Source organism: Amycolatopsis sp. NPDC051716, from assembly GCF_040681595.1.
Taxonomy (GTDB): domain Bacteria; phylum Actinomycetota; class Actinomycetes; order Mycobacteriales; family Pseudonocardiaceae; genus Amycolatopsis.
Genome location: NZ_JBFAZA010000052.1, coordinates 25,945 through 48,329, shown reverse-complemented (window position 1 = coordinate 48,329; position 22,385 = coordinate 25,945). Strand labels below are relative to the sequence as shown.

Genomic DNA, 22,385 nt, shown 5'->3' with positions numbered 1-22,385 from the left:
GAGCATGACCGACGTTACTGGGGATTCCTACGACCTCGTCATCATCGGCGCGGGCCCGACGGGCCTGTACGCCGCCTACTACGCCGGGTTCCGCGGCCTTTCGATGGCGGTGGTCGATTCGCTGCCCGAGCCCGGCGGCCAGGTGACCGCGATGTACCCGGAGAAGATGATCTACGACGTCGGCGGGTTCGCCGAGATCCGCGGCCGCGACCTGGTCGAGGGCCTGGTGAAGCAGGCCGCGCCGTTCAAGCCGAAGTACCTGCTGGGGCGCAAGGCCGAAAAGCTGGAGCCGGCCGGGGACGGCGTCGTGCTGACCCTTGACGGCGGCGAAACGCTGCACGCCCGCGCGGTGCTGATCACCGCGGGCATCGGCGAGTTCACCCCGCGCCCGCTGCCGGCCGGCGACGGCTGGCTCGGCCGCGGCATGGTGCACTTCGTCCCCTCGCTGCAGGTGCACGCGGGGCAGCACGTCGTGGTCGTCGGCGGCGGCGACTCGGCGTTCGACTGGATCCTCGCGCTGCACCCGGTCGCGGCGAGCGTGACGCTGGTGCACCGCCGCGCCAAATTCCGCGCCGCCGAGTCGATCGTCCGGCAGGCGCGTGAGCTCGGCACCCGGATCATCACCGACGCCGAAGTCACGCGGTTCGTCGAAGCACCCGACGGCGCACTCGAAGCCGTCGACGTCTCGATCAAGGGCGCCGGCGACGAACGGCTCCCGGCCAACGCCGTCGTCGCCGCGCTGGGCTTCACCGCGGACCTCGGCCCGATCGAGAGCTGGGGCCTGGAGATCGACCACCGCGCCATCGCCGTCGACTCGACCATGGCGACCGCGCGTCCGCGCGTCTACGCCGCCGGCGACGTCGCCGCGTACCCGGGGAAGGTGAAGCTGATCGCGACCGGCTTCGGGGAGGCCGCGACGGCCGTCAACAACATCGCCGTCGCGCTCGACCCGGACGCCCACCTGTTCCCGGGCCACTCCAGCAACGCCGAGTGACTCAGGCCTTCGTCTTCTCGGCGATCCAGGGCGCGTAGGCGACGACGGAGGTGTAGATCGACGGCGCGGTCGCGCATTCCGGGTCGTTGTTGCCCGGGCGGCTGGTGACACCGGCGAGCTGCCAGTGGTCGCCGTCGCGGACGATCTCCGGGCCACCGGAGTCGCCGAAGCACGCCCCGGACTTGCCGCCCGGGTTGTCGGTGCACAGTTCGGCCGTGCCGTCGAACCCCGCAGTGCACTTGGTGCCTTCGACGATCTTCGTGTCGAGCTGCTGCAACGTCGTCGGGAGGCCGCCGCAGTTCAGCTTCGGGCAGGTCTGGCCCCAGCCGACGATCCGGGTCGCGGTGCCCGGCGACGCGGCCGTCGCGAGCCCGATCGGCGCGGTCGTGACCGGCGCCGCCAGCCGCAGCAGCGCGATGTCGCCCGCCGGGCTCTGGGTGTTGAACGCCGGGTTCACGACGATCCCGGCGAGCTGGGCGACCTCGCCGCCCTGACCCACGTCGTTCGTGCCGGTCCGCAGCGAGATGTCGGCCGGGGTCTTGCCGTACGCGCAGTGCGCGGCCGTGACCACCCAGGTGGGCGCGATCAGCGCGCCCCCGCAGAACAGCTTGCCCGACGAGGTGTGCAGCGAGACCGTGAACGGGTACGGCTGGTCCGCGGCGACGCCCCCGACGATGGCGGGGGCGGCCGCGGCCGTGCCGGGGACCAGGACGGCGAGGATCAGGACCAGCAGGGCCGGCAGTCGCCTGGTCACGGAACTCCTTACGGCAGCGGGGGCACGACGTCGTCGTCGGGCGCGTCCAGGTGGCCGTCGAAGTTGACCGAGGAGTACGCCCGCAGCTTGTTCAGCCGGTGGTAGCCGTCGATCATTCTGACGGTCCCGGACTTGGACCGCATCACGATGGACTGCGTCGTCGCCCCGCCCTCGCGGTAGTGGACGCCGCGCAGCAGGTCGCCGTCGGTGACGCCGGTGGCGCAGAAGAAGACGTTGTCGCCGCGCACGAGGTCGTCGTTCAGCAGCACGCGGTCGAGGTCGTGCCCGGCGGCGAGGGCCTTCTCGCGCTCGGCGTCGTCCTTCGGCCACAGCCGGCCCTGCAGCTCGCCGCCGAGGCACTTCATCGCGCAGGCCGCGATGATGCCCTCGGGGGTGCCGCCGATGCCGATGAGCATGTCGACGCCGGTGGTCGGGCGGGCCGCGGCGATCGCGCCCGCGACGTCGCCGTCGGAGATGAACCGGATCCGCGCGCCGGCGTCGCGGATCTCCTTGATGATCTGCTCGTGCCGCGGGCGGTCCAGGACGCACACGGTGACGTCGCTGACGCTGCTGTGCTTCGCCTTGGCGACGCGGCGGATGTTCTCCGCGATCGGGGCACCGAGCTCGACCTTGCCGGCCGCGTCCGGCCCGACGGCCAGCTTCTCCATGTAGAACACCGCGGACGGGTCGAACATCGCCCCGCGCTCGGCGACCGCGAGCACGGCGAGGGCGTTCGGCATGCCCTTGGCCATCAGCGTGGTGCCGTCGACCGGGTCGACCGCGACGTCGCAGTCCGGCCCGTCGCCGTTGCCGACCTCTTCGCCGTTGAACAGCATGGGCGCTTCGTCCTTCTCGCCCTCGCCGATCACCACGACCCCGCGCATCGACACCGTCGAGACGAGCTGGCGCATCGCGTCGACGGCCGCGCCGTCGCCGCCGATCTTGTCGCCGCGGCCGACCCAGCGACCGGCGGCCATCGCGGCGGCTTCGGTGACCCGGACCAGCTCCATCGCGAGGTTGCGGTCGGGCGCTTCACGACGACTGTCTGCGGCGGGCATCTGTGCCTCCCGGATCGTGGAACTGGCGGGTAGCCAGTCTGTCAGATACCCGCCGTGTTTCCAGATACCGAGGGCATGGCCTACCTCACTGCTCGGAGTCGTCCTCCACGGACGCCAGGGCGGCCTCGATCCGCTCGCGCGCGCCCTCGAGGTGGCGCTCACAGACCTTCGCGAGCTTCTCGCCCTTCTCCCACAACGCGAGCGACTGCTCGAGGGACAGACCACCGGCCTCGAGCTCGCGGACGACCTCGACGAGGTGGTCGCGGGCCTGCTCGTAGCCGAGTTCCTCGCTGGGTGTCTCACTCACGCTCGGTGTTCTCCGACCTTCCGGGCTGACGGGTGGGCGCTGTTCGCGCACACTACCGCGCTGGCCATCGCGTGGTCGTACCCGACGAACGCCAGCGCGAACTCCTGCCCGTCACCCTCCGCGATCGCCTCTTCGAGGTTCTCCTGCGCCCCGGCCACCCGCCGCCGGTGCCCCGCGCCGTCGGCGAACCACCAGCGCGAGCCGACCTGCATCGACGTCGCCTCGGACAGCCGCCGCAGCTGCGGGCCCAGGTCGCGGCGGGCGGCGGTGCCGCAGCCGGCGAGCAGGGCCGTCCAGCACTCGGCGGCGGCCCGGTCGGTGCGCACCGCCTGGTCCAGCAGCGGCCGCGCGCCGAGCTTCCTGGCCGCGTCCACGGTGAGCGGGAGGAACGTCACCTTCACCCCTGCTCTCCTTCCGTCACCGCCTTGATCGCGCCGTCGCCCACCCGCACGCGCAGCTGGGCACCGGCCTCGACTTCGGAGACGGAGCGGAGTACCTGGAGGTTGCCTTCGGCGTCGACGAACTGCACGACCGCGTACCCGCGGGCCAGCGTCGCCGCCGGCCCGAGCGCGGTGAGCCGGGCGCGCGCGTTCGCGACCTCGGCCTGGTCCTTGGCGAGCAGGCTCAGCATGGCGCGGCGGGCGCGTTCGCGGTGGACGTCGACGTCGTCCTGCCGCCGCTGGACCGGGCCCAGCGGGTCGGCCAGGGCCGGGCGGCTGCGGATCTGGTTGAGCAGCCGAGCCTGGGTGTCGACCCAGCCGTGCAGCGCGCGGCGCCCGCGGTCACGCATCTGCCGGACGCGTTCGGTCTCCTCGCGCAGGTCCGGGACGATCCGCTTGCCGGCGTCGGTCGGCGTCGAACAGCGCAGGTCGGCGACGTAGTCGAGCAGCGGGGTGTCCGGTTCGTGCCCGATGGCGCTGACCACCGGCGTGCCCGTGGCCGACACCGCGCGGCAGAGCGCTTCGTCGGAGAACGGCAGCAGGTCCTCGACGCTGCCGCCGCCGCGGGCGATGACGATGACGTCGATGTCGGGGTCCGCGTCGAAGATCCGCAGCGCGCGCATGACCTGCGGCACCGCCTGCGAGCCCTGCACGGCCGTGTTGAGCACCTTGATCCGGACGTGCGGCCACCGCCCCTGCGCGTTGGCCAGGACGTCCCGCTCGGCCGCCGACGCGCGGCCGGTGATCAGCCCGACGCCCTTCGGCAGGAACGGGATCGGCCGCTTGCGCTGGGCCGAGAAGAGGCCTTCGGCGGTCAGCAGCTTCTTCAGGCGTTCGATCCGGGCCAGCAGCTCACCGATGCCGACCGCGCGGATCTGGTCGGCGCGCAGGCTGATCGTGCCGCGGCCGAAGAAGTACGACGGCTTCGCGTGCACGACGACGCTCGAGCCCTCCCGCAGCGGCGGCTCCATTTCACGGATCAGCCAGTTCGGGCAGGTGACGGACATCGAGACGTCCGCCGACGGGTCACGCAGGGTCAGGAACGCGGTCTGGGTGTTGGGCCGGGAACTGACCTGGGTGACCTGGCCCTCGACCCAGACGGTGCCGAGCCGGTGGATCCAGTCGCCGATCTTGCGCGCGACGGTCCGGACCGGCCACGGCGATTCCGCGGTGCTCGCCGGAGCCGGTGCGGACTCGGTGCTCACCGGCCTTCCGCGCCGTCGCCGTCGTCTTCGGCTTCCTTGGCCCGGTCCGCCTTGCGCGCGTTGGCGATCCGGCGCGACAGCATGCCGGTGAACGAGGAGCGGTCGGCGTGGGTGCGCTCGTACTCGAGGATGGTCTCGAGCTGCTCGATCGAGAACTGGCGCAGCCGGGCCCGCAGCTGCGGGAGGGTGAGCTGGTCGTAGCCGGTCAGCCCGGCCGGGCCCTCGTACCCCGCGGCGCTCGTCCGCGGCGCTTCGCTCTTGGTCTTCTTGTCGACCTTGGGCGTACCGGGCTTGGGCTTCTTCGGCGGTTCGGCTTCGGCGGCTTCGCTGTCGTGCTCGCCGTCTTCGTGGTCCTCGGCGAGCGCGCGTTCCTCCTCGGCCCACGGATCGCCGAGCTCCGCTTCGAGCTCGGCGGCCGACGGCACGCGGCCGTTGATCTCCGAACGCGGTTCGGGCACTTCGGCGACCGGGGTGAGGTTCGGCCGCGCGGGCGGGACGTCGGGCTCGGCGTCTTCGTCGAACGTCGCCCAGCTCGGCGTGTCTTCGATCGGGCGCAGGCTCGACAGGGCGCTGTCGCCCTTGATCGCCAGTTCGGTGACGTGCTGCTGCACCCGCATGGACGCCTGCAGCACCTGGCTGACCACGGTCACCGGGAGGCCGGCCAGCTGCCGGGGAAGTTCGCGAACCCGCTCGGCGGTGGAGACGGCGAGGCCCGCGGCGACCCGGAGGGGGAGCGGGAATGGCTTCATGGGTCCAGCCTGCCGCATGAGCGTCCCTCCTGCCCAACCGGACGGGCGCAGCGCGTGACCTGCGGCACAACCCGGCAGGGGGACGAAGCTCACCCGAAAGGGACTTCGAGTCCGTCTCGGGGCTGCCCGTACCCTGGGGGCATGAGTGCAGCGAGTCCCGGAATCGAGCCCGCGGGTACCCCGACGATCACCGGAACCGCTTCCGGCAAGCGGGTGCTGCTCGCCAAACCCCGTGGTTACTGCGCGGGCGTCGACCGCGCGGTGATCGCCGTCGAGAAGGCCCTCGAGGTCTACGGCGCGCCGGTGTACGTCCGCAAGGAGATCGTGCACAACCGGCACGTGGTCGACACGCTGCGCGAGCGCGGCGCGATCTTCGTCGACGAGACGTCCGAGGTGCCCGAGGGCGCGCTCGTGGTGTTCTCCGCCCACGGCGTCTCGCCGATGGTGCACGCGGAGGCGGCCGAGCGGAACCTGCGCACGATCGACGCGACCTGCCCCCTGGTGACGAAGGTGCACAAGGAGGTCAACCGCTTCGCGAACGACGACTACGACATCCTGCTGATCGGGCACGAAGGCCACGAAGAGGTCGAGGGCACGGCCGGCGAGGCGCCCGACAAGGTCCAGCTGGTCGACAAGGCCGAGGACGTCGACAAGGTCGAGGTGCGCGACCCGTCGAAGGTGATCTGGCTGTCCCAGACGACGCTGTCGGTCGACGAGACGATGGAGCGCGTCGACCAGCTCCGCGAGCGCTTCCCGGGGCTGGCGGACCCGCCGAGCGACGACATCTGTTACGCGACGACGAACCGCCAGGTCGCGGTCAAGGCGATGGCCGCCGAGTGCGACCTGGTGCTGGTGGTCGGGTCGACGAACTCGTCCAACTCGAAGCGCCTGGTCGAGGTGGCCCTGAAGGCGGGGGCCCGGGCGTCGTACCTGGTCGACTTCGCGCACGAGGTCGACGAAGCGTGGCTTTCCGGCGTGACGACGGTGGGCGTGACCTCGGGTGCGTCGGTGCCGGACGTGCTGGTCATGGAGCTGCTCGACTGGCTGGCCGAGCGCGGCTACGGCGACGTCGACGAGGTCACGACGGCCAACGAGAAGATCACGTTCGCGCCGCCCAAGGAACTCCGGAAGGTCTGACCCTGCCCCGGCGGCGGGCCACGCTTGCGGCTCGCCGCCGTGTCGTCCCGCCAATCACGCGTGATGCCTTCCCAATCACGCGTGATGCCGCTCTGATCACAAGTGATGCCCTCCCGACTACGCGTGATGCCCCTCTGATCACCCGTGATGCCTTTGGGGGCACGCGAAACGGCGGTCACCTCGCGCTCGCGAGAGGTGACCGCCGTTCGTCAGCGTTCTTCTTCGTCCCAGGGCCGGTTCCGGCGCGGTGGAGCGTTCCGTCCACCGGACGGGCGGCGCGGCGGCGGGGTTTCGCGGCCGTCCTCGGGCGGGCGCGGGCGCCGTCGTGGAGCAGCGTCCCCGCCGCGCGGCTCGCGCCGGCGCGGGTCGCCCTCTTCCGGACGGGGCGTGCGCCGGTTGGCCGGCGGCGGCTTGCGCGTGCCGCGGGTGCCCGGGTCGCGTTCGGCGGGAGCGCGCGGAGTCCGGCGTTCGCCGTCGGCGGGCGGGCGGGGGCGTCGCGGCGGTTCGCCGTCCCGGCCGCGCCGAGCACCGGCCGGGACCGGGGTCTGCCCGGTCCGGTTCGAGCCGGCCGGCCGCGGCCGCCCACCGGCCGCGGCGCGCGGGGCGGGCTTCTCGTCGTCCTCGTCGGCCCGGCGGTCGGGCTTCTTGGCCTTCTTGGGGGCGTCCGGGTCGCGCTCGCGGAAGATCCGGGCGAAGCCGATCAGCAGCGTGATGCCGGTGGTGATCGCCATCATGGGGAAGCTGTTGATCAGCGGCGTGCCGATGTTCAACGCCTTCGACAGCATGTCGTCGCCCTGCGCCCCGGCCGTCGACCCCGAGGTCAGCAGGATCACACTGGGCACGGTGATGGCCAGCACGAGCGGCGGCATCACCATCGGCCCGAACAGCCCCCGCCGCCGCACCGCGCAGACCGCGAGCACGGCCCCGGCGATGTAGCAGACGATGAAGATCACCGGGATGTTCGTCTGGCTCGGCTTGCCCAGGAGGGCGCCCACGACCGCCAGGCCGAGGCCGATCAGGACCGCCGCCCACCAAGGCAGTCCGCGCCTCGAACCGACGACAGGACGCTCATCCCACGCAACGGGGACGTCGTCGGCATCTGGATCGCTCTGGCGATCGCGAATCGCGGTCACAGGGCAACACCGTATCTCGTGGTTGTGAAGATCTTGCCAGCACCGCCGCCGACGTGGGCCGACAGCCACCTGCGGGCACGATCCGGTGGCGCCGGGTAGCGGCGGTGGAGCGAACCGGGCGGCCCGCTCTCGCCAGGGTCCTCCGTGAGAGACGTCGAGGACAACCTGCGCTCGGAGGGTCGCTCTCGCCGGGCTCACCCGAAAGCGCTTGCCGCGCGCACCAGCAGCGGTCGAAACCCGGCCCGGATTCGCGGTTACCCCTGCTCAGACGCCTCTGCGGCGCTCGACCCGCGCAGCTCGCGCCCGGTGTCTTCGTACCCGGACGGGTCGGCCGAGGTACCCCACGGTCGGCTGGCGTACCCGGACGGTCGGTCCGCGTACCCAGACAGTCGGCTGGCGTACCTCGACAGTCGGCTGGCGTATCTGGACAGTCGACCACCGGCCGACTCCCCGGGTACCTGGGCCGACACTCCAGGTACGCGACTCGACCCTCCAGGTGCGCGGGCCGACTTCCCGGGTGCGCGGGCCGACCCTCTGGGTACTCGCGTGGGCGAGCCCGAGCGAGTGCGAGCCCGGTCAGCTGGCTGCCAGCTCGTCTCCCTTCCGCACCGTCGGCACGGCCGCCGGGCTGCCCGACGCGTCGGTGAGTGGCGCCACCGTGGCCCGGAACGTCTCCAGCGCCTCCAGCTCCCGCCGGCGGGCCGACAGGAACCGCTGCAAGTGCGTGCTCGACAGGTTCAGTGCCTCCACCGCGCCGCCCGCCGCGCGGTGGGCCGCCGCCGCTCCGGCTCGGACCTGCTCGACGTCCGCCTCCAGCGTGCGGTCGCTCGCCGCGAACAACGCCGCCGAGGCCAGCACCCCGAAGCCCGTGGGGCCGCACAGGAACACCCGCCGGTCGATCAGCCAGCGCAGCAGCTCCGGGTCTGTGTCCAGCGCCGCGACCACCGCCGCGTCGGACGGGACGAACATGATCGTGCCGTAGATCGCGTCCGCCCAGCGCTGGTAGCCCTTGCCCGCCAGGTCCGCCGCGCGGGACCGGATCTGCCGCACGTGCGCGCGCAGCGCGTCCATCCGCTCGTCCGGGTCGTCCGTCTCCACCGCCTCGGACCACGTCGCCATGCTCGCCTTCGCGTCCACCGGGACCGTGCGGTCGCCGCCCACCCGCAGCACCATGTCCGGCTTCGCCGAGCCGCCGCCGCCCAGGTCCGTCTGCAGGGTGAAGTGCAGGTCCTCGCGCAGCCCCAGCGCCCGCGCCGTCTCGACCAGCACCTGCTCGCCCAGCTCGCCCCGGCCGCTGATCGACGCGAACGCGACTTCGTAGCGCCGCAACGCCAGCTGCTGCTGGTCCGCCTTGGCCCGCTCGGCCGCCACCAGCCGGGCCGCCGCGTCCGCCCGGCGCATCCCGTCCTGGTACAGCCGCCACAGCACCGCGACGGCGAACAGCAGCAGGACCGCGAGCACGATCGCCGCGGTGGTCAGCACTGTCGCCACTTCGTCTCTCCCTCCGAGCTCCGGGCTCGCAGACATCATGGCGGACCGCACCGACAAAAAACGCACCCGATCCGTCGCTCTGGGTAGCTGACCTGCGAACACATCGATTCCGGTCAGGGCGTGTCCGATCTTGCCCGCTCGTGTTAGTACACACGTTCGAGTGAGCAGGCGGCGTGCCTGCGCGATTTCGTCGGAGCCGGGTCGTACCGTTGGCGCCCGTGAGATTCCTGCACACCTCCGACTGGCACATCGGCCGCACGTTCCACGGCGCCGACCTGCTGGCGGAACAGGAAGCGGTGCTCGGGCACCTCGCCGACCTCGTGGCCGGCGAGGCGATCGACGCCGTCCTGGTGGCAGGCGACGTCTACGACCGCGCGGTCCCCTCCGCCGAAGCCGTGCGGGTGGCCACGAAAGCCGTCGCCCGGATTCGCGCGGCCGGCGCGCAACTGGTCGTCACGCCCGGAAACCACGACTCGGCGCCCCGCCTCGGCGCCTTCGCGGAGTTCGCCGCGGCGGGCGGCCTCCACCTCCGCACCACCATCGCCGGGCTGGCCGAACCGGTGCTGCTCGACGACGAGCACGGCCCGGTCGCCGTCTACGGAATCCCTTACCTGGAGCCGGAACCGGCGCGTCACGCGCTGGGTGTACCGGACGCGCGCGGCCACACCGGCGTGCTCACCGAGGCCATGCGCCGGATCCGCGCGGACCTCGAAACCCGGCCCGGCGTCCGGTCCGTCGTGCTCGCGCACGCGTTCGTGACCGGCGGCGAACCGACCGACAGCGAACGAACCATCGCGGTCGGCGGCGTCGAGCAGGTACCCGGCTCGGTCTTCGACGGCGTCGACTACGTGGCGCTCGGCCACCTCCACGGCCCGCAGACGCTCGCCGAGCACCTGCGGTACTCCGGCAGCCCGCTGGCGTACTCGTTTTCCGAGGCCCGCCAACGCAAATCGGTCTGGTTGGTCGACGTCGATCGAACCGGCCTCGCCGAGGTCCGGCGCCACGAGCTGCCCGTGCCGAGAGCACTCGCCACGCTCACCGGCGAGCTCGAAGACCTCCTGCTGGACCCGGCGCACGACGCCTACCTCGACCACTTCCTGTCGGTCACGGTCACCGACCGGGTGCGCCCGGTCGACGCGATGCGGCGGCTGCGCGAGCGGTTCCGGTACGCCGTGCACCTGGAGTGGGAGCCGGCGGGCGGGCACGCCGGCGCCCCGCTGCGCTATTCCGACGCCGTCCGTGGCCGGTCCGACATCGAGGTCTCGCGCAGCTTCCTCGACGACTGCCGCGGCGCCCCGCCGACCGAGCGCGAAGAACAGCTCCTGTTCCGGGCCCTGGAAGCGGCCGACCGGGGGGCCCTCGCGAAATGAGGCTGCACAGGCTGGAGGTCGAAGCCTTCGGGCCGTACTGCGCACGCGAAGTGGTCGACTTCGACGTGCTCGGCGCCGACGGTCTCTTCCTCCTGCACGGCGAAACCGGCGCGGGCAAGACGACGCTGCTCGACGCGATCGCGTTCGCGCTGTTCGGCGTGGTCCCCGGCGCCCGCAACGAGGCCAAGCGGCTGCGGTGCGACCTCGCCGAGCGCGACCAGGTCACCGAGGTCGCGCTGGAGCTCACCGTGCAGGGCCACCGGCTGAAGATCGTGCGCAACCCGGAGTACCAGCGGCCGAAGCGGCGCGGCGAGGGCACGACCACCCAGCAGGCGCGGGTGTCGCTGAGCTGGGTCGGCACCGCGCCCGCCGGCCTCGCGCCGGAGGGCCTGATCCGGATCGAAGAGGTCGCGCGCACCGTCGAGCGGCTGCTCGGGATGACCGCGGCCCAGTTCTTCCAGGTGGTGTTGCTGCCGCAGGGCGAGTTCGCCCGCTTCCTGCGTTCGGACACCGCCGAGCGCGAGAAGCTCCTGGAGCGGCTGTTCGGCACCGAGCGCTTCGCCGACGTCGAACGCTGGTTCGCCGACCTGCGCGCCGAACGCGGCCGGGAGCTGGAGGCGCGGCAGCGGGACGTGCGGGAGCTGCTGGCCCGGTACGCGCAGGAGGCCCAGCAGGAGCCCCCCGAGACGGACGTGGCCGAGTGGGTCGACGTCGTGCTCACCGAATCGCGGGCGCGAGTCGGCCAGGTGACGGCCGAGGAGGAGCGGGCGCGCTCGGCCGCACAGCGGGCGGACGTCTACCTGCAGGAAGAACGCGCGGGCGCGGAAAAGATCCGCCGGGTGCGCACCGCGCACCTGCGGCTGCTCGAGATCACCGAACAGGCGCCGCAGCGGGCCGAGTGGGCGCAGGAGGTCGCCGCCGCGCGGCGGGCCGCCGGGGTCGCCGTGGAGGCCGACCTGCTGGATCGGCGGGCCGCCGAACTGGCCGAAGCCGAGCAGGCGGAGAAGGCCCGCGGGGCCCGGCTCCGGGAGTTCGGCACCCGGGCGACCGGTGACCTGAAGGCGCGGGCGGCCACCGCGCGCGAAGAGGCGGGCGCGGTCGCGGAACTGGTCGCCGAGGCCGAGCAGCAAGAGCTCGACGGCATGCGGCGGGACGACCGGAAGCTCGCCGCGGTCACGGCCCGCGAGCAGGTCGAGGCGTTGACCACCGAGCTGGCCGCGATCCCCGGCCAGCTGACGAAACTGCGGGCGGACGCCCTCGAAGCCGCCGAAGCCGAAGCCAAGCTCGACGGCGCCAAGGCGAAGGTGGACGAGCTGCGCGCCTTCGCCCGCGATGCCGCCGAACTGCCCGAGGCGCAGGCGAAGGTCGGCCGGGGTGAGGCGAAGCTGCGCGAAGTCGTCGACGCGCACCAGGCGGCCCGGCAGCGCCGGCTCGACCTGCGGGAGCGACGGCTCGACGGCATGGCGGCCGAGCTGGCAGCCGCGTTGCCGGACGGCGCGCCGTGCCCGGTGTGCGGGTCGGCCGAGCACCCGGCGAAGGCGAGCCGGGACGTCGAGCTGGTCGACCCGGCGGAGGAACGCGCGGCCGAGGAAGCCGAGCAGGCGGCGGACGCGGTGCGGCAGCGGGTGGTCGTCGCCCTGGAGGAAGCGAAGGCGCGGCTGGCCGGCCTGATCGAGCGGCTGGCCGGGCGCACGGCCGAGTCGATCACCGCCGAGCTGGCGGACGCCCGCGCCACCGTCGCCACGTTGACCGGGCAGGCGGCCGCCAAGGCCAAGCTGGGGCACCAGGTCGTCCTGCTGGAGCGGGACCTGGAAGCACGCACCGAGCGCCTTCGCCGGGCCGAACAGGCGGCGACCGAAGCCACGACCGACGTCCGCGCCCTGGAGGAGCGGCTGGCCGAGCGGGAGCGCCGCCTGGTCGCCGGCCGGGGCGAATTCGCGGACGTCGGCGCGCGGCGGACGCACCTTCTCGGGCTCGCCGAGGCGCTGGAGGCCGTCGCGGAGGCGCGCACAGCGGTCGCCGGTGCCCGGGAACGCGTCACCCAGCAGCGAGCGCTGGTCGACGCGGCGGTCGCGGCGAAGGGGTTCGCCTCGCTGAAGAAGGCCCGCGCCGCGATGCTGCCGGACGAGCAGATCGAGAAGCTGGAGCAGGGCATCGCCGAGGCCGAGGCGGCCGCCGCGGGCGCGCGGGCGCTGCTGGCCGAACCGGACTTGTTCGGGATCTCGCCGGACGACGTCGCGGACGTCGCGCGCGCGGCCGACGCGGCCCAGCTGGCCCGGGCGCGTGCCGACTCCGCGTACGCGGCGCTTCGGGCGGCCACCGCGCAGCACGAGGAGCTGACCCGGCTGGCCGGCCTGCTGCGCGCGGCGCTGGCTGGGCTCGCCCCGGCCGAGGCGGAGTACGCCGAGCTGCGAGCCCTCTCGGAGGTCGTCAACGGGCGCGGGCAGAACAGCCGCAAGATGTCGCTGCGGTCGTACGTGCTGGCGGCGCGGCTCGAAGAAGTCGCCGTCGCCGCCACGCACCGGCTGCGCACGATGAGCCAGGGCCGGTACTCGTTCGTGCACTCGGACGCGGCCGGGGCGCGCGGCACCCGCGGCGGGCTCGGCATCGACGTGCTGGACGACTACTCGGGCACCATCCGCCCAGCGAAGACCCTGTCCGGCGGGGAGTCGTTCCTCGCGTCGCTGGCCCTCGCGCTGGGGCTGGCGGACGTCGTCGCGGGGGAGGCCGGCGGCGTGCTGCTGGACACCCTGTTCGTCGACGAGGGGTTCGGCACGCTGGACGCCGAAACCCTCGACGTCGTGATGAACATCCTCGACGAGCTGCGCGCCGGCGGGCGCGTGGTCGGGCTCGTGTCCCACGTCGAGGAGCTGCGGCAGCGCATCCCGACGCGGCTGCGGGTCCGGAAGTCCCGCACGGGCTCGACATTGGAGGTGCGCGCGGGCTGATCACCCGGCCAAGATGGACCCATGACCGACCAGCCGCCGAACGGCCTGCCCCGCTACCGCGTGCTCACCGGCCCGGACGACGCGAAGTTCTGCCACCGGGTCAGCGAAGCGCTGGAACTCGGCTACCGCCTCTACGGCTCGCCGGCGGTGACCCACGACGGCGAGCAGGTCATCGTCGCCCAGGCCGTGCTGTGGCCGGGCGAACAGGGCTAGGCAGCGGCGTGCCGGAGGTACATCCCGGCGTAGGAACACCACGGCGTCCACGCGCGCGCCCGCTCCGGCAGGGAGTCCGGCGCGATGCCCAGCGCTTCGGCGCCGCGCCGGACCCGGGGGTCGCCGGTGAGCAGGACGTCCGGGGCGCCGAGGACGCGCATCAGCACGTAGTCCGCCGTCGACGCGTCGACCCCGGGGCAGCCCAGCAGCTCCGCGCGCAGTTCGGCCGCCTCCCGGCCGACGTGGACCTCCAGGCGTCCTTCGGCCAGGGCGGCGGCCACGCCGGTGACGGTTTCGCCGAGCCCGGCCGTCGCGATCCGGGCTGCCGTCGGGAAGAGCCCGCGCACGCCCCACTCGCCCGGCACCTCCTCGCCCGGCGGCACCTCGCGCAGCAGGGCGCGGAGCAGCAGTTCCTCGCCGTCGACGGCGCCCGGCACCCGGATCCCCGGCACGGCCGCGACCACCGGGGCCAACGCCGGGTCGGCGCTGAGGACGCGGGCGACCGCCGCGGGGTCGGCGTCGAGGTCGAGCAGCCGGCGCACCCGGCTGACCGCGCTGCCGAGATCGCGCAGGTCGGTCAGCATCAGCTCGCAGCGCACGTGGTCCGGCGCGGGCGTCAATCGCACGACTCCGGTGCCGTGGGCGAGCCGCAGGGTCCGCGCGTAGGTCTCCGAAGTGACTTCCTCGACGCCCGGCACCGCTTGGTCCGCGAAGAAGCGAAGCAACCCCGAAGCGTCGAAGGGCGGCCGGAACGGCAGCCGCAGGCTGAGCCGGGTCCCGGTCACGTCGCTCTGCCGGCCACGTCGTGAAGCCGCGAAGGCCCGAAGCTGCGAAGGCGTCGTCGCGAACACCTCGCGGATCGTCTCGTTGAACTGCCGCACGCTGGAGAAGCCCGCCGCGAAGGCGACGTCGGTCAGCGGCAGCTCGGACATCTCGATGAGCAGCCGCGCCGAGTGCGCGCGGTGCGCCCGGGCGAGGGCCAGCGGGCCCGCGCCCAGCTCGGCGGTGAGCACCCGGCCCAGCTGGCGTTCCGAGTAGCCGAGCCGCCGCGCGAGGCCGGGGACGCCGTCGCGCTCGACGGTCCCGTCGGAGATCAGGCGCATCGCCCGCGCGGCGAGGTCGGCGCGCACGTTCCAGTCCGGCGAGCCGGGCACGGCGTCGGGCAGGCAGCGGCGGCAGGCGCGGAAGCCGTTGGCCTGCGCGGCCGCCGACGTCGGGAAGAAGCGGACGTTCTGCACCTTCGGCGTCGACGCCGGGCAAGACGGACGGCAGTAGATGCCGGTGGTGCGGACGGCCATGATGAACTGGCCGTCGAAGCGCGGGTCGCGGGCGGTGACCACGCGGTAGCAGCGTTCGGCGTCGCGCCAGGGTGAGAGCGTTTCGGTGACCATTGATCCGAGCATGCCAGCAGGTCAGTGCGGTCGCTGGCGGAAATCCGCCACGGCGTTGGGTGCGTGGGGCGTGGGCGGGGCAGCCACGTAGACTGCGGGGTCGTGAGCCTCACCCTCGGTATCGTCGGCCTGCCCAACGTCGGCAAGTCCACCCTGTTCAACGCGCTGACCCGTAACAACGTGCTCGCCGCGAACTACCCGTTCGCGACGATCGAGCCGAACGTCGGGGTCGTGCCGCTGCCGGACCCCCGGCTGGACAAGCTGGCCGAGCTGCACAAGTCGGAGAAGATCGTGCCGGCCGTGGTGTCCTTTGTGGACATCGCGGGCATCGTGAAGGGCGCGTCCGAGGGTGCCGGGCTGGGCAACAAGTTCCTGGCGAACATCCGTGAGGCCAACGCGATCTGCCAGGTCATCCGCGTGTTCGACGACCCCGACGTGGTGCACGTCGACGGCCGCATCGACCCGTCGAGCGACATCGAGACGATCAACACCGAGCTGATCCTCGCCGACCTGCAGACCCTCGACAAGGCGCTGCCGCGGCTGGAGAAGGAAGCGCGGACGAAGAAGGAGAACAAGCCCGCGCTGGACAACGCCCAGAAGGCGAAGGAGATCCTCGACGCCGGGCGCACGCTCTTCCAGGCGCAGAAGGAAGTCGACTTCGACGCGCTGCGCGAACTGAGCCTGCTCACCACGAAGCCGTTCCTCTACGTCTTCAACGCCGACGAGCCGGTGCTCACCGACGAAGCCCGCCGCGAGGAGCTGACCAAGCTGGTCGCGCCGGCGGACGCGGTGTTCCTCGACGCGAAGGTCGAGGCGGAGCTGCTGGAGCTGGACGACGAGGAGTCGGTCCGCGAGCTGCTCGAGTCGGTCGGCCAGCCGGAGCCGGGGTTGTACTCCCTGGCCCGCGCGGGTTTCCACACCCTCGGCCTGCAGACGTACCTGACGGCGGGCCCGAAGGAGTCCCGGGCGTGGACGATCCCGCAGGGCGCGACGGCCCCGCAGGCGGCGGGCGTGATCCACACGGACTTCGAGCGCGGCTTCATCAAGGCGGAGATCGTCTCCTACGACGACCTGATGGCGGCGGGTTCGATGGCGGCCGCCCGGGCGGCGGGCAAGGTCCGCATGGAGGGCAAGGACTACGTGATGGCCGATGGCGACGTGGTCGAGTTCCGCTTCAACGTCTGAGTGAGCGTCAACTACTGACTGTTGCTTTCATTGGACGCAGGATATACTGCGTCCAATGAAAACGTCGCCGAGCCTGCTCCCCCTGCTGCGGTCCCGCATGCAGGGTGAGGTGCTGGCGCGGGTCCTGCTGCACCCGGAGCGCGAGTACAGCATCACCGAGCTCGCCGAAGCCTCCGGCGTCACCCCCACGGCCGTGTTGCGCGAGGTCGAACGGCTCGTCGGCGGCGGCATCCTGGAAGACCGGCGGGTCGGCCGGAGCCGGCTCGTCAAAGCCCGCACGGACACCCCGCTCTACCGGCCGTTGAGCGAGGTCATCGCGGTCACCTTCGGGCCGCTGCCGCTGCTCGCCGAGGCCCTGTCCGGGCTGGCGGGCGTGCGGGAGGCCTACATCTACGGGTCCTGGGCCGCGCGCTACCGCGGCGAACCGGGCCCGCCGCCCGGGGACGTCGACGTGCTCGTCGTCGGTTCGCCCGATCCGGACGCGCTCTTCGACCTGGCCGAGGGTGTGTCGCGGCGGCTGGGCCACGAGGTCAACGTGCACCGGATCTCGCCGGAGTCGTGGGCGGCGGACACGGCGGATCCGTTCCTCACCAGCGTGCGCGAACGTCCGCTGGCCCGGCTGAACCTCGACCAGGAGGCCTGATGCCCCAGTGGAACCAAGGGCGTGAGCGGATCGACGCCTTCATGGCCCGCGGCGCCATCGAGCGCGTCCCGGCGTCGCGGGAGGCGGCCGAGGCCGAACTGGCCCGGGCCCGCACCCACCTCGCGTCAGCGCGGCAGCTGCAGGACACCGACCCGGAAGGCGCCTACACGCTGGCCTACGACAGCGCGCGCCGCGCGTTGGCGGCGGTCCTGCAGAACCAGGGCCTGCGGGTGACGAGCCGGGGCGGCCACGTGACCGTCTACGAGGCCGTCCTCGCCCAGCTGGATCCGCCGCTGGGCTCGCTCCTGCGGCCCTTCAACCGGATGCGGGCCCGGCGCAACGAGATCGCCTATCGATCGTCGGAGACTCCGGCGATGACCGCCGAGGACGTGGCGGCCGACGTGCCGAAGGTGCTCGCGCTCATCGAAGTGGCGGAGAAGGCCATCCCGAACATGCCCCGGTACTGATCGTGGCGAGCCCTCGCCCGCTGACGCCGAACGAGCGGACGGCACTGGACACGCTGCTCGCGGCCGACTTCCCCGGTGCCGCGGAACTGCGCGCGCAGGCCACCACGGCCCGGGTGGTCGGCCGCTGCGGCTGCGGCTGCCCCACGATCGACCTCGCCGTGGACGACGCGACCCCGCGCTCGCCGAAGATGGAATCGGTGGCGGTGGAGGCCGACGTCCCGGACGGCGGCCTCATCGTGTTCGTCGACGAAGGCCGCTTGTCGTGCCTCGAGTACTGGTCCACGGCCGACGAGACCCCGGCCGAGTTCCCGCCGCCCGGGCAGATCACCTTGTAGCCCGCCGGACCCGGAGGTCCGGCAGGCTTGGGCGGACTAGCCGAGCAGGCCCAGCACCGCGATCACGATCAGCACCACCGCGGGGGCGAGGGCGTTGATCCAGGCGCGCTGGGCGGGGGTGAGGGCGGCGGTGCTGTTCATGGCGTTTCCTAGGGGCCGAACCGATGCTTCCGCAGGAACAGCGCGCTGATCATGCCGCCCGTTAACAGCTGTGATCGAACTCTCAGCCGTCCAGGTGACGGCGGTTGCGGGCGGTGAACCAGAGCACCCCACCGGCCGCCGCCACCATCGTCGCGAACGCCGCCGTGCCGACCACGATTGCCTGAGTCATCTGTCTCTCCTTCCCGAAGGTTCCGGTAACCGAGAGACGCCGAACCCGGGCGAAGGTGCACTGAGCGTAGCCGAGATCACACCGCGGCGAGCACCGCGTCGATCCGCGACGCCAGGTCGAAGTCCTTCGCCGTCAGGCCGCCTGCCGAGTGCGTGCTGAGCCGGAAGGTCAGCGTGCGCCAGCGGATGTCGATGTCCGGGTGGTGGTCGGCGGCTTCGGCGAGGTCCGCCACCCGGTTCACCACCTCGATCGCCTGGGGGAAGCTCGCCAGCTCCACCTCGCGCGCGATCACCGCGCCGGACCGCGTCCAGTCCGCACCGAGCCGGGCGTCGGCCTCGTCGTCGTTCAAGATTTCCGTCATGTCTCCATGGTCGGCCGTCCTGGACTACGCTGCACGGTTGCCACGGGAGTCCGGTGAGCCGGGCTGAGAGGCGGGGTCACCCGCGACCGTTCGCACCTGACCGGATCATGCCGGCGACGGGAGGGCTTCCCTCCGCGTCGGCGAAGTGCAGGAGGGTAGATGAAACGCAGGGCTGTGCGCGCCGCGACGGCCATCGCCGCCGTCGGTGCCGTCGCCGCGGCGTGCTCGCTGTCGGACGGTGACGGTGGCACGCAGCAGACGCCCACCGTCACCCTCGTGACGCACGATTCGTTCCTGGCGCCGCAGGAGGTGCTCGACGCCTTCCAGAAGCAGTCGGGCATCAAGGTCTCCGTGCTCAAGCAGGGCGACGCCGGTTCGCTGACCAACAAGCTCGTGCTGACGAAGGCGAATCCGATCGGCGACGTCGCGTACGGCGTCGACTCCACCTTCGCCTCGCGGGCGCTCAGCGAAGGCGTCTTCGACTCCTACACCAGCCCGGAAGCCGACCGTGGGCCGCAGCGCTACGCCGTCGACCCCGAGCACCGGCTGTCCGCGGTCGACGTCGGCGACGTCTGCGTCAACGTCGACACGAACTACTTCACCACCAAGGGGATCCCCGCACCGGAGACCTACGACGACCTGGCCGACCCGAAGTACAAGGACCTGCTGGTCGCCGAGGACCCGGCGACGGCGTCGCCCGGGCTGGCGTTCCTCCTCGGCACCGTCGCCAAGTACGGCGACGCCGGCTGGAAGGACTACTGGACGAAGCTGAAGGCCAACGGCGTCAAGGTCGTCAGCGGCTGGGAAGAGGCCTACACCAAGCAGTTCTCCGGCTCGTCCGGCAAGGGGCCGCGGCCGATCGTCGTCTCGTACGCGTCGTCGCCGGCCGCCGAAGTCGGGGACGACGGGAAGCCGCGCACCAAGGCGCTGCTCGACACCTGCTACCGGCAGGTCGAGTACGCCGGCGTGCTGGCGAACGGCAAGCAGGTCGAGAACGCCCGCAAGGTCGTCGACTTCCTGCTCTCGCAGCAGTTCCAGGCCACGGTCGCGGCCAACATGTACGTCTACCCGGCGCGCCAGGGCGTCGACCTGCCCGCGGGCTGGGCGCAGGTGGCCCCGCTGCCGCAGAGGCCGCAGGCGCTGCCCGCGGACCAGGTGCAGGCCGGACGCGAGAAGTGGATCGGCGAATGGCGCACGCTCCTGCAGTGAGCTCCGAGGCTCCACCGCGGAGTCCCGGGAAAGCGACAGCGCCACCGCGGACCGCTCGCGGGCTCGGCCTGGCGCTGCTCGGGCTGGCCCCGATCGGGTTCCTGGTGGTGTTCTTCGCCTGGCCGGTGCTGGCGATCATCGGACGCGGGTTCGCCGCGGGCGGGCTCGACGTCGTGCTCGGCGACGCGCGGACCTGGCAGCTGGCCGGGTTCACCGTCGCGAGCGCGGCCGCGTCGACGGTGGTCGCGGTGCTGGCCGGGCTGCCGGTGGCGTTCCTGCTGGCCCGGGTGCGGCTGCCCGGCGTCGGCCTGGCCCGGACGCTGGTGCTGGTGCCGTTCGTGCTGCCGACCGTGGTCGTCGGGCTGGCGTTCCGGGCGCTGTGGCCGGACGGCGGCGTGCTGCCGATCGTGCTGGCCAACGCCTTCTTCAACGTCGCCGTCGTCGCGCGGACCGTCGCCGGGCTGTGGGCGCGGCTCGATTCGCGGACGACCGACGCCGCCCGCGCGCTCGGCGCGTCGCCGTGGCGGGCCTTCCGGTCGGTGACGCTGCCCGCGCTGGCACCCGCGGTCGCGTCCGCCGCGGCCGTCGTGTTCCTCTTCTGCGCCACCAGCTTCGGGGTCGTCCTGATCCTGGGCGGGGCGCGCTACCGGACCCTGGAAACCGAGATCTACCTGCGGACGGTCGACCTGCTGGACCTTTCGGGCGCGGCCGCGCTCTCGCTGATCCAGTTCGCGGCCGTGGTCGCCGCGCTGGTCCTCGGCGGGCTGGCGCGGCGGCGCAAGGAGGGCGCCCGGATCGGCTCCGGCGGAGCACGGCCGCCGAGGGGCGGCGAGTGGTGGATCGTCGGTGCCGCGGGGGTCGTCCTCGCGTTGCTGGTGACACCGATCGTCGCGCTCCTCGCCGAATCGGTGTCCACAGAGGACGGCTGGAGCCTCGCCGGGTACCGGGCCCTGACGAGCACCGGCGAGAAGGGCGCACTTCAGGTGTCCGGCTGGGACGCCGCGCTGAACTCGCTCAAGGTGGCGATCGACGCGACGTTGCTCGCGCTGGTCGTCGGCGTGCTCGCGTCCGTCGTCCTCGTGGCGCTGCGGCGCTCGCCCGCCAAAGCCGCGCGCGGGCTGGGCGAGACGATGGACGCCGTGCTGATGCTGCCGCTCGGGGTGTCCGCGGTGACCGTCGGGTTCGGCTACCTGGTGACGCTCGACGCGCTGCCCGGCGACCTGCGGACCTCGCCCTACCTGGTGCCGCTGGCCCAGGCACTGGTGATCATCCCGCTGATCGTGCGGATGGTGCTGCCGGTGCTGCGCTCGGTCGACGTCCGGCTGCGGCAGGCCGCCTCGACGCTCGGGGCGAGCCCGCTGCGGGTGTGGCGGGAGATCGACCTGCCGCTGACGCTGCGGCCGCTGGTCGCGGCGGCGGGCTTCGGGTTCGTCGTGGCTCTCGGCGAATTCGGCGCGACGAGCTTCCTCGCCCGGCCCACGGCGCCGACGCTGCCGGTCGCGGTCGCGACGTTGATGGCGCGCCCGGGTGAGCTGAACAACCAGATGGCCTATGCGGCGTGCGCGTTGCTGATGCTCGTGACGGTGCTGGCGGTCGCGCTGATCGACCGGCTCGGGCGCGACGGGGTGGGAGAGTTCTGATGGCGTTGTCGGTGCGGGACCTGACCGTCCACTACGGATCGTTCGCGGCGGTGCGCGACGCCCGGCTGGACATCGCCGACGGCGAGGTGCTGGCGCTGCTCGGCCCGTCGGGCTCGGGCAAGTCGACGCTGCTGCGCGCGATCACCGGCCTCGAGCCGTCGGCGCGCGGCTCGGTGAGCTGGGACGGCGAGGACCTCGGCGCGGTCCCGGTCCACCGGCGCGGCTTCGGCCTGGTGTTCCAGGACGGCCAGCTGTTCGCCCACCGCGACGTCGCCGCGAACATCGCGTTCGGCCTGCGGATGCACGGCGTGCCGCGCGCGCAGTGGGCGCCGCGGGTCGCCGAGCTGCTGGAGCTGGTGGGCCTCGCCGGCTTCGAGAAACGGCGGGTGACGGAGCTGTCCGGCGGCCAGGCCCAGCGGGTGGCGCTGGCCCGGGCGCTGGCGCCGAAGCCGCGGCTGCTGCTGCTCGACGAGCCACTGTCCGGTTTGGACGCGGGACTGCGTGAGCAGCTGGCGATCGACCTGGCGGACCTGTTGCGGCGCAGCAAGATCACCGCGCTGCTGGTGACGCACGACCAGGAGGAGGCGTTCACGCTGGCCGACCGCGTGGCGGTGCTCGACGCGGGGGAGGTCCGCCAGGAAGGTGCGGTCCGGCGGGTGTGGCGGAATCCGGCGGACGACGACGTGGCCCGCTTCCTCGGCGTGACGACGTTCGCCGACGGTGTGGCCGCGGCCGGGCACGTGCACACGGAGCTGGGGGACCTGGAACTCCCGGACGCCGCCGACGGCCCGGTGCGGCTGGGGTTGCGGCCGCACGCGCTGCGGGTGGCGAAGTCCGGAGTGGACGGTGAGGTGGTGGCCGCGGTGCACCGGCGCGAGCACGTGCGGCTCGTGGTGAAACTCGCGGACTCCACAGTGGACGCCGTGGCGCCGGCCGCGTCGGACCTGCGCGCCGGGGACGCGGTGAAGCTGGAGCTCGACCCGGACGGCGTCGCGCTGGTCGGTTGACGCCGTCCGGAAGGAAC

General features: G+C 72.8%; 22 protein-coding genes and 1 riboswitch. Of the genes, 12 read left to right on the top strand and 10 right to left on the bottom strand.

What is annotated here, in order from left to right; translation table 11 throughout:
* Positions 1-4 precede the first annotated feature (4 nt).
* A complete protein-coding gene (locus AB0M30_RS43395; protein ID WP_364597209.1) occupies positions 5-994 on the top strand; it encodes an NAD(P)/FAD-dependent oxidoreductase in 990 nt (329 codons plus the stop codon).
* A 1-nt stretch (position 995) separates the two neighbouring features.
* Here AB0M30_RS43395 and AB0M30_RS43390 read toward each other — a convergent pair whose 3' ends face one another.
* The 6 genes from AB0M30_RS43390 to AB0M30_RS43365 form a co-directional block, all read right to left on the bottom strand.
* Positions 996-1,748 carry a serine protease gene (locus AB0M30_RS43390; protein ID WP_364597206.1) on the bottom strand — a complete coding sequence of 251 codons (753 nt, stop codon included), beginning with the start codon at positions 1,746-1,748 and terminating at the stop codon, positions 996-998.
* A gap of 8 nt (positions 1,749-1,756) precedes the next feature.
* A complete protein-coding gene (glpX, locus tag AB0M30_RS43385; RefSeq protein ID WP_364597203.1) occupies positions 1,757-2,806 on the bottom strand; it encodes a class II fructose-bisphosphatase in 1,050 nt (349 codons plus the stop codon).
* Positions 2,807-2,891: 85 nt separating this feature from the next.
* Positions 2,892-3,113: an exodeoxyribonuclease VII small subunit gene (locus AB0M30_RS43380; RefSeq protein WP_103337055.1), complete on the bottom strand. Its 222-nt coding sequence runs from the start codon at positions 3,111-3,113 to the stop codon at positions 2,892-2,894.
* On the bottom strand, positions 3,110-3,514 hold the full coding sequence (locus AB0M30_RS43375) for a hypothetical protein (RefSeq protein ID WP_103337056.1): 405 nt from the start codon (positions 3,512-3,514) through the stop codon (positions 3,110-3,112). The genes AB0M30_RS43380 and AB0M30_RS43375 overlap by 4 nt, the downstream gene beginning before the upstream one ends.
* On the bottom strand, positions 3,511-4,758 hold the full coding sequence (xseA, locus tag AB0M30_RS43370; protein ID WP_364597199.1) for an exodeoxyribonuclease VII large subunit: 1,248 nt from the start codon (positions 4,756-4,758) through the stop codon (positions 3,511-3,513). Before xseA ends, AB0M30_RS43375 begins: the two co-directional genes overlap by 4 nt.
* Positions 4,755-5,507: a lipid droplet-associated protein gene (locus AB0M30_RS43365; protein ID WP_364597197.1), complete on the bottom strand. Its 753-nt coding sequence runs from the start codon at positions 5,505-5,507 to the stop codon at positions 4,755-4,757. The genes xseA and AB0M30_RS43365 overlap by 4 nt, the downstream gene beginning before the upstream one ends.
* Positions 5,508-5,648: 141 nt before the next feature.
* On the opposite strand from AB0M30_RS43365, the gene AB0M30_RS43360 reads away from it, so the two are divergent.
* Positions 5,649-6,644, top strand: coding sequence for a 4-hydroxy-3-methylbut-2-enyl diphosphate reductase (locus AB0M30_RS43360; RefSeq protein WP_364597194.1), 996 nt, complete (start codon positions 5,649-5,651; stop codon positions 6,642-6,644).
* A gap of 209 nt (positions 6,645-6,853) precedes the next feature.
* Here the strand turns inward: AB0M30_RS43360 and AB0M30_RS43355 are convergent, their stop codons facing one another.
* Both AB0M30_RS43355 and AB0M30_RS43350 read right to left on the bottom strand, forming a co-directional pair.
* Positions 6,854-7,777 (bottom strand): DUF6542 domain-containing protein, encoded by a 924-nt coding sequence (locus AB0M30_RS43355; RefSeq protein ID WP_364597191.1) that lies wholly within the window; start codon positions 7,775-7,777, stop codon positions 6,854-6,856.
* A 576-nt stretch (positions 7,778-8,353) separates the two neighbouring features.
* Positions 8,354-9,268, bottom strand: coding sequence for a DNA recombination protein RmuC (locus AB0M30_RS43350; RefSeq protein ID WP_285986141.1), 915 nt, complete (start codon positions 9,266-9,268; stop codon positions 8,354-8,356).
* A 218-nt stretch (positions 9,269-9,486) separates the two neighbouring features.
* On the opposite strand from AB0M30_RS43350, the gene AB0M30_RS43345 reads away from it, so the two are divergent.
* Genes AB0M30_RS43345 through AB0M30_RS43335 form a run of 3 tightly spaced genes read left to right on the top strand, consistent with a single transcriptional unit; the run spans position 9,487 to position 13,799 of the window.
* On the top strand, positions 9,487-10,638 hold the full coding sequence (locus AB0M30_RS43345; RefSeq protein ID WP_364597188.1) for an exonuclease SbcCD subunit D: 1,152 nt from the start codon (positions 9,487-9,489) through the stop codon (positions 10,636-10,638).
* Positions 10,635-13,586, top strand: a complete 2,952-nt coding sequence (locus AB0M30_RS43340) for an SMC family ATPase (protein WP_364597185.1) — start codon at positions 10,635-10,637, stop codon at positions 13,584-13,586. Before AB0M30_RS43345 ends, AB0M30_RS43340 begins: the two co-directional genes overlap by 4 nt.
* Positions 13,587-13,607: 21 nt before the next feature.
* On the top strand, positions 13,608-13,799 hold the full coding sequence (locus AB0M30_RS43335; RefSeq protein ID WP_364597182.1) for a DUF1737 domain-containing protein: 192 nt from the start codon (positions 13,608-13,610) through the stop codon (positions 13,797-13,799).
* On the opposite strand, the gene AB0M30_RS43330 is transcribed toward AB0M30_RS43335, so the two are convergent.
* Positions 13,796-15,190 (bottom strand): AlkA N-terminal domain-containing protein, encoded by a 1,395-nt coding sequence (locus AB0M30_RS43330; RefSeq protein ID WP_364597238.1) that lies wholly within the window; start codon positions 15,188-15,190, stop codon positions 13,796-13,798. The genes AB0M30_RS43335 and AB0M30_RS43330 overlap by 4 nt on opposite strands.
* Positions 15,191-15,292: 102 nt before the next feature.
* Between AB0M30_RS43330 and ychF the strand changes: the two genes are divergently transcribed.
* The 4 genes from ychF to AB0M30_RS43310 are packed head-to-tail and all read left to right on the top strand — an operon-like array spanning position 15,293 to position 17,820.
* Entirely contained in the window at positions 15,293-16,375 is a 1,083-nt protein-coding gene (gene ychF, locus AB0M30_RS43325; RefSeq protein ID WP_103337064.1) for a redox-regulated ATPase YchF, read from the top strand.
* A 55-nt stretch (positions 16,376-16,430) separates the two neighbouring features.
* Entirely contained in the window at positions 16,431-17,018 is a 588-nt protein-coding gene (locus tag AB0M30_RS43320; RefSeq protein WP_364597178.1) for an ArsR family transcriptional regulator, read from the top strand.
* The gene (locus tag AB0M30_RS43315; RefSeq protein ID WP_364597175.1) at positions 17,018-17,485 is read left to right on the top strand and encodes a hypothetical protein; all 468 of its coding nucleotides are present in this window, start codon (positions 17,018-17,020) and stop codon (positions 17,483-17,485) included. The genes AB0M30_RS43320 and AB0M30_RS43315 overlap by 1 nt, the downstream gene beginning before the upstream one ends.
* Before the next feature lie 2 nt (positions 17,486-17,487).
* Positions 17,488-17,820, top strand: a complete 333-nt coding sequence (locus AB0M30_RS43310) for a hypothetical protein (RefSeq protein ID WP_364597172.1) — start codon at positions 17,488-17,490, stop codon at positions 17,818-17,820.
* A 407-nt stretch (positions 17,821-18,227) separates the two neighbouring features.
* Here the strand turns inward: AB0M30_RS43310 and AB0M30_RS43305 are convergent, their stop codons facing one another.
* Positions 18,228-18,512, bottom strand: coding sequence for a 4a-hydroxytetrahydrobiopterin dehydratase (locus AB0M30_RS43305; protein WP_103337068.1), 285 nt, complete (start codon positions 18,510-18,512; stop codon positions 18,228-18,230).
* Positions 18,513-18,544: 32 nt separating this feature from the next.
* Positions 18,545-18,652, top strand: a riboswitch (TPP riboswitch).
* 19 nt (positions 18,653-18,671) lie between these two features.
* Between AB0M30_RS43305 and AB0M30_RS43300 the strand changes: the two genes are divergently transcribed.
* The 3 genes from AB0M30_RS43300 (at position 18,672) to AB0M30_RS43290 (ending at position 22,368) form a co-directional block, all read left to right on the top strand.
* Complete coding sequence (locus AB0M30_RS43300) at positions 18,672-19,721, top strand: thiamine ABC transporter substrate-binding protein (protein WP_364597168.1); 1,050 nt, start codon at positions 18,672-18,674, stop codon at positions 19,719-19,721.
* Positions 19,722-19,804: 83 nt separating this feature from the next.
* Positions 19,805-21,361: an iron ABC transporter permease gene (locus AB0M30_RS43295; RefSeq protein ID WP_364597235.1), complete on the top strand. Its 1,557-nt coding sequence runs from the start codon at positions 19,805-19,807 to the stop codon at positions 21,359-21,361.
* Entirely contained in the window at positions 21,361-22,368 is a 1,008-nt protein-coding gene (locus tag AB0M30_RS43290) for an ABC transporter ATP-binding protein (protein ID WP_364597165.1), read from the top strand. The genes AB0M30_RS43295 and AB0M30_RS43290 overlap by 1 nt, the downstream gene beginning before the upstream one ends.
* Positions 22,369-22,385: the final 17 nt, after the last annotated feature.

What these genes read in the sequence shown, in the direction of transcription:
- AB0M30_RS43395 (WP_364597209.1), top strand. Translation starts at nt 5, where the DNA reads ATGACCGACGTTACTGGGGATTCCTACGACCTCGTCATCATCGGCGCG.
- glpX (WP_364597203.1), bottom strand. Translation starts at nt 2,806, where the DNA reads ATGCCCGCCGCAGACAGTCGTCGTGAAGCGCCCGACCGCAACCTCGCG.
- AB0M30_RS43365 (WP_364597197.1), bottom strand. Translation starts at nt 5,507, where the DNA reads ATGAAGCCATTCCCGCTCCCCCTCCGGGTCGCCGCGGGCCTCGCCGTC.
- AB0M30_RS43360 (WP_364597194.1), top strand. Translation starts at nt 5,649, where the DNA reads ATGAGTGCAGCGAGTCCCGGAATCGAGCCCGCGGGTACCCCGACGATC.
- AB0M30_RS43340 (WP_364597185.1), top strand. Translation starts at nt 10,635, where the DNA reads ATGAGGCTGCACAGGCTGGAGGTCGAAGCCTTCGGGCCGTACTGCGCA.
- AB0M30_RS43335 (WP_364597182.1), top strand. Translation starts at nt 13,608, where the DNA reads ATGACCGACCAGCCGCCGAACGGCCTGCCCCGCTACCGCGTGCTCACC.
- AB0M30_RS43330 (WP_364597238.1), bottom strand. Translation starts at nt 15,190, where the DNA reads ATGGTCACCGAAACGCTCTCACCCTGGCGCGACGCCGAACGCTGCTAC.
- AB0M30_RS43320 (WP_364597178.1), top strand. Translation starts at nt 16,431, where the DNA reads ATGAAAACGTCGCCGAGCCTGCTCCCCCTGCTGCGGTCCCGCATGCAG.
- AB0M30_RS43315 (WP_364597175.1), top strand. Translation starts at nt 17,018, where the DNA reads ATGCCCCAGTGGAACCAAGGGCGTGAGCGGATCGACGCCTTCATGGCC.
- AB0M30_RS43305 (WP_103337068.1), bottom strand. Translation starts at nt 18,512, where the DNA reads ATGACGGAAATCTTGAACGACGACGAGGCCGACGCCCGGCTCGGTGCG.
- AB0M30_RS43300 (WP_364597168.1), top strand. Translation starts at nt 18,672, where the DNA reads ATGAAACGCAGGGCTGTGCGCGCCGCGACGGCCATCGCCGCCGTCGGT.
- AB0M30_RS43290 (WP_364597165.1), top strand. Translation starts at nt 21,361, where the DNA reads ATGGCGTTGTCGGTGCGGGACCTGACCGTCCACTACGGATCGTTCGCG.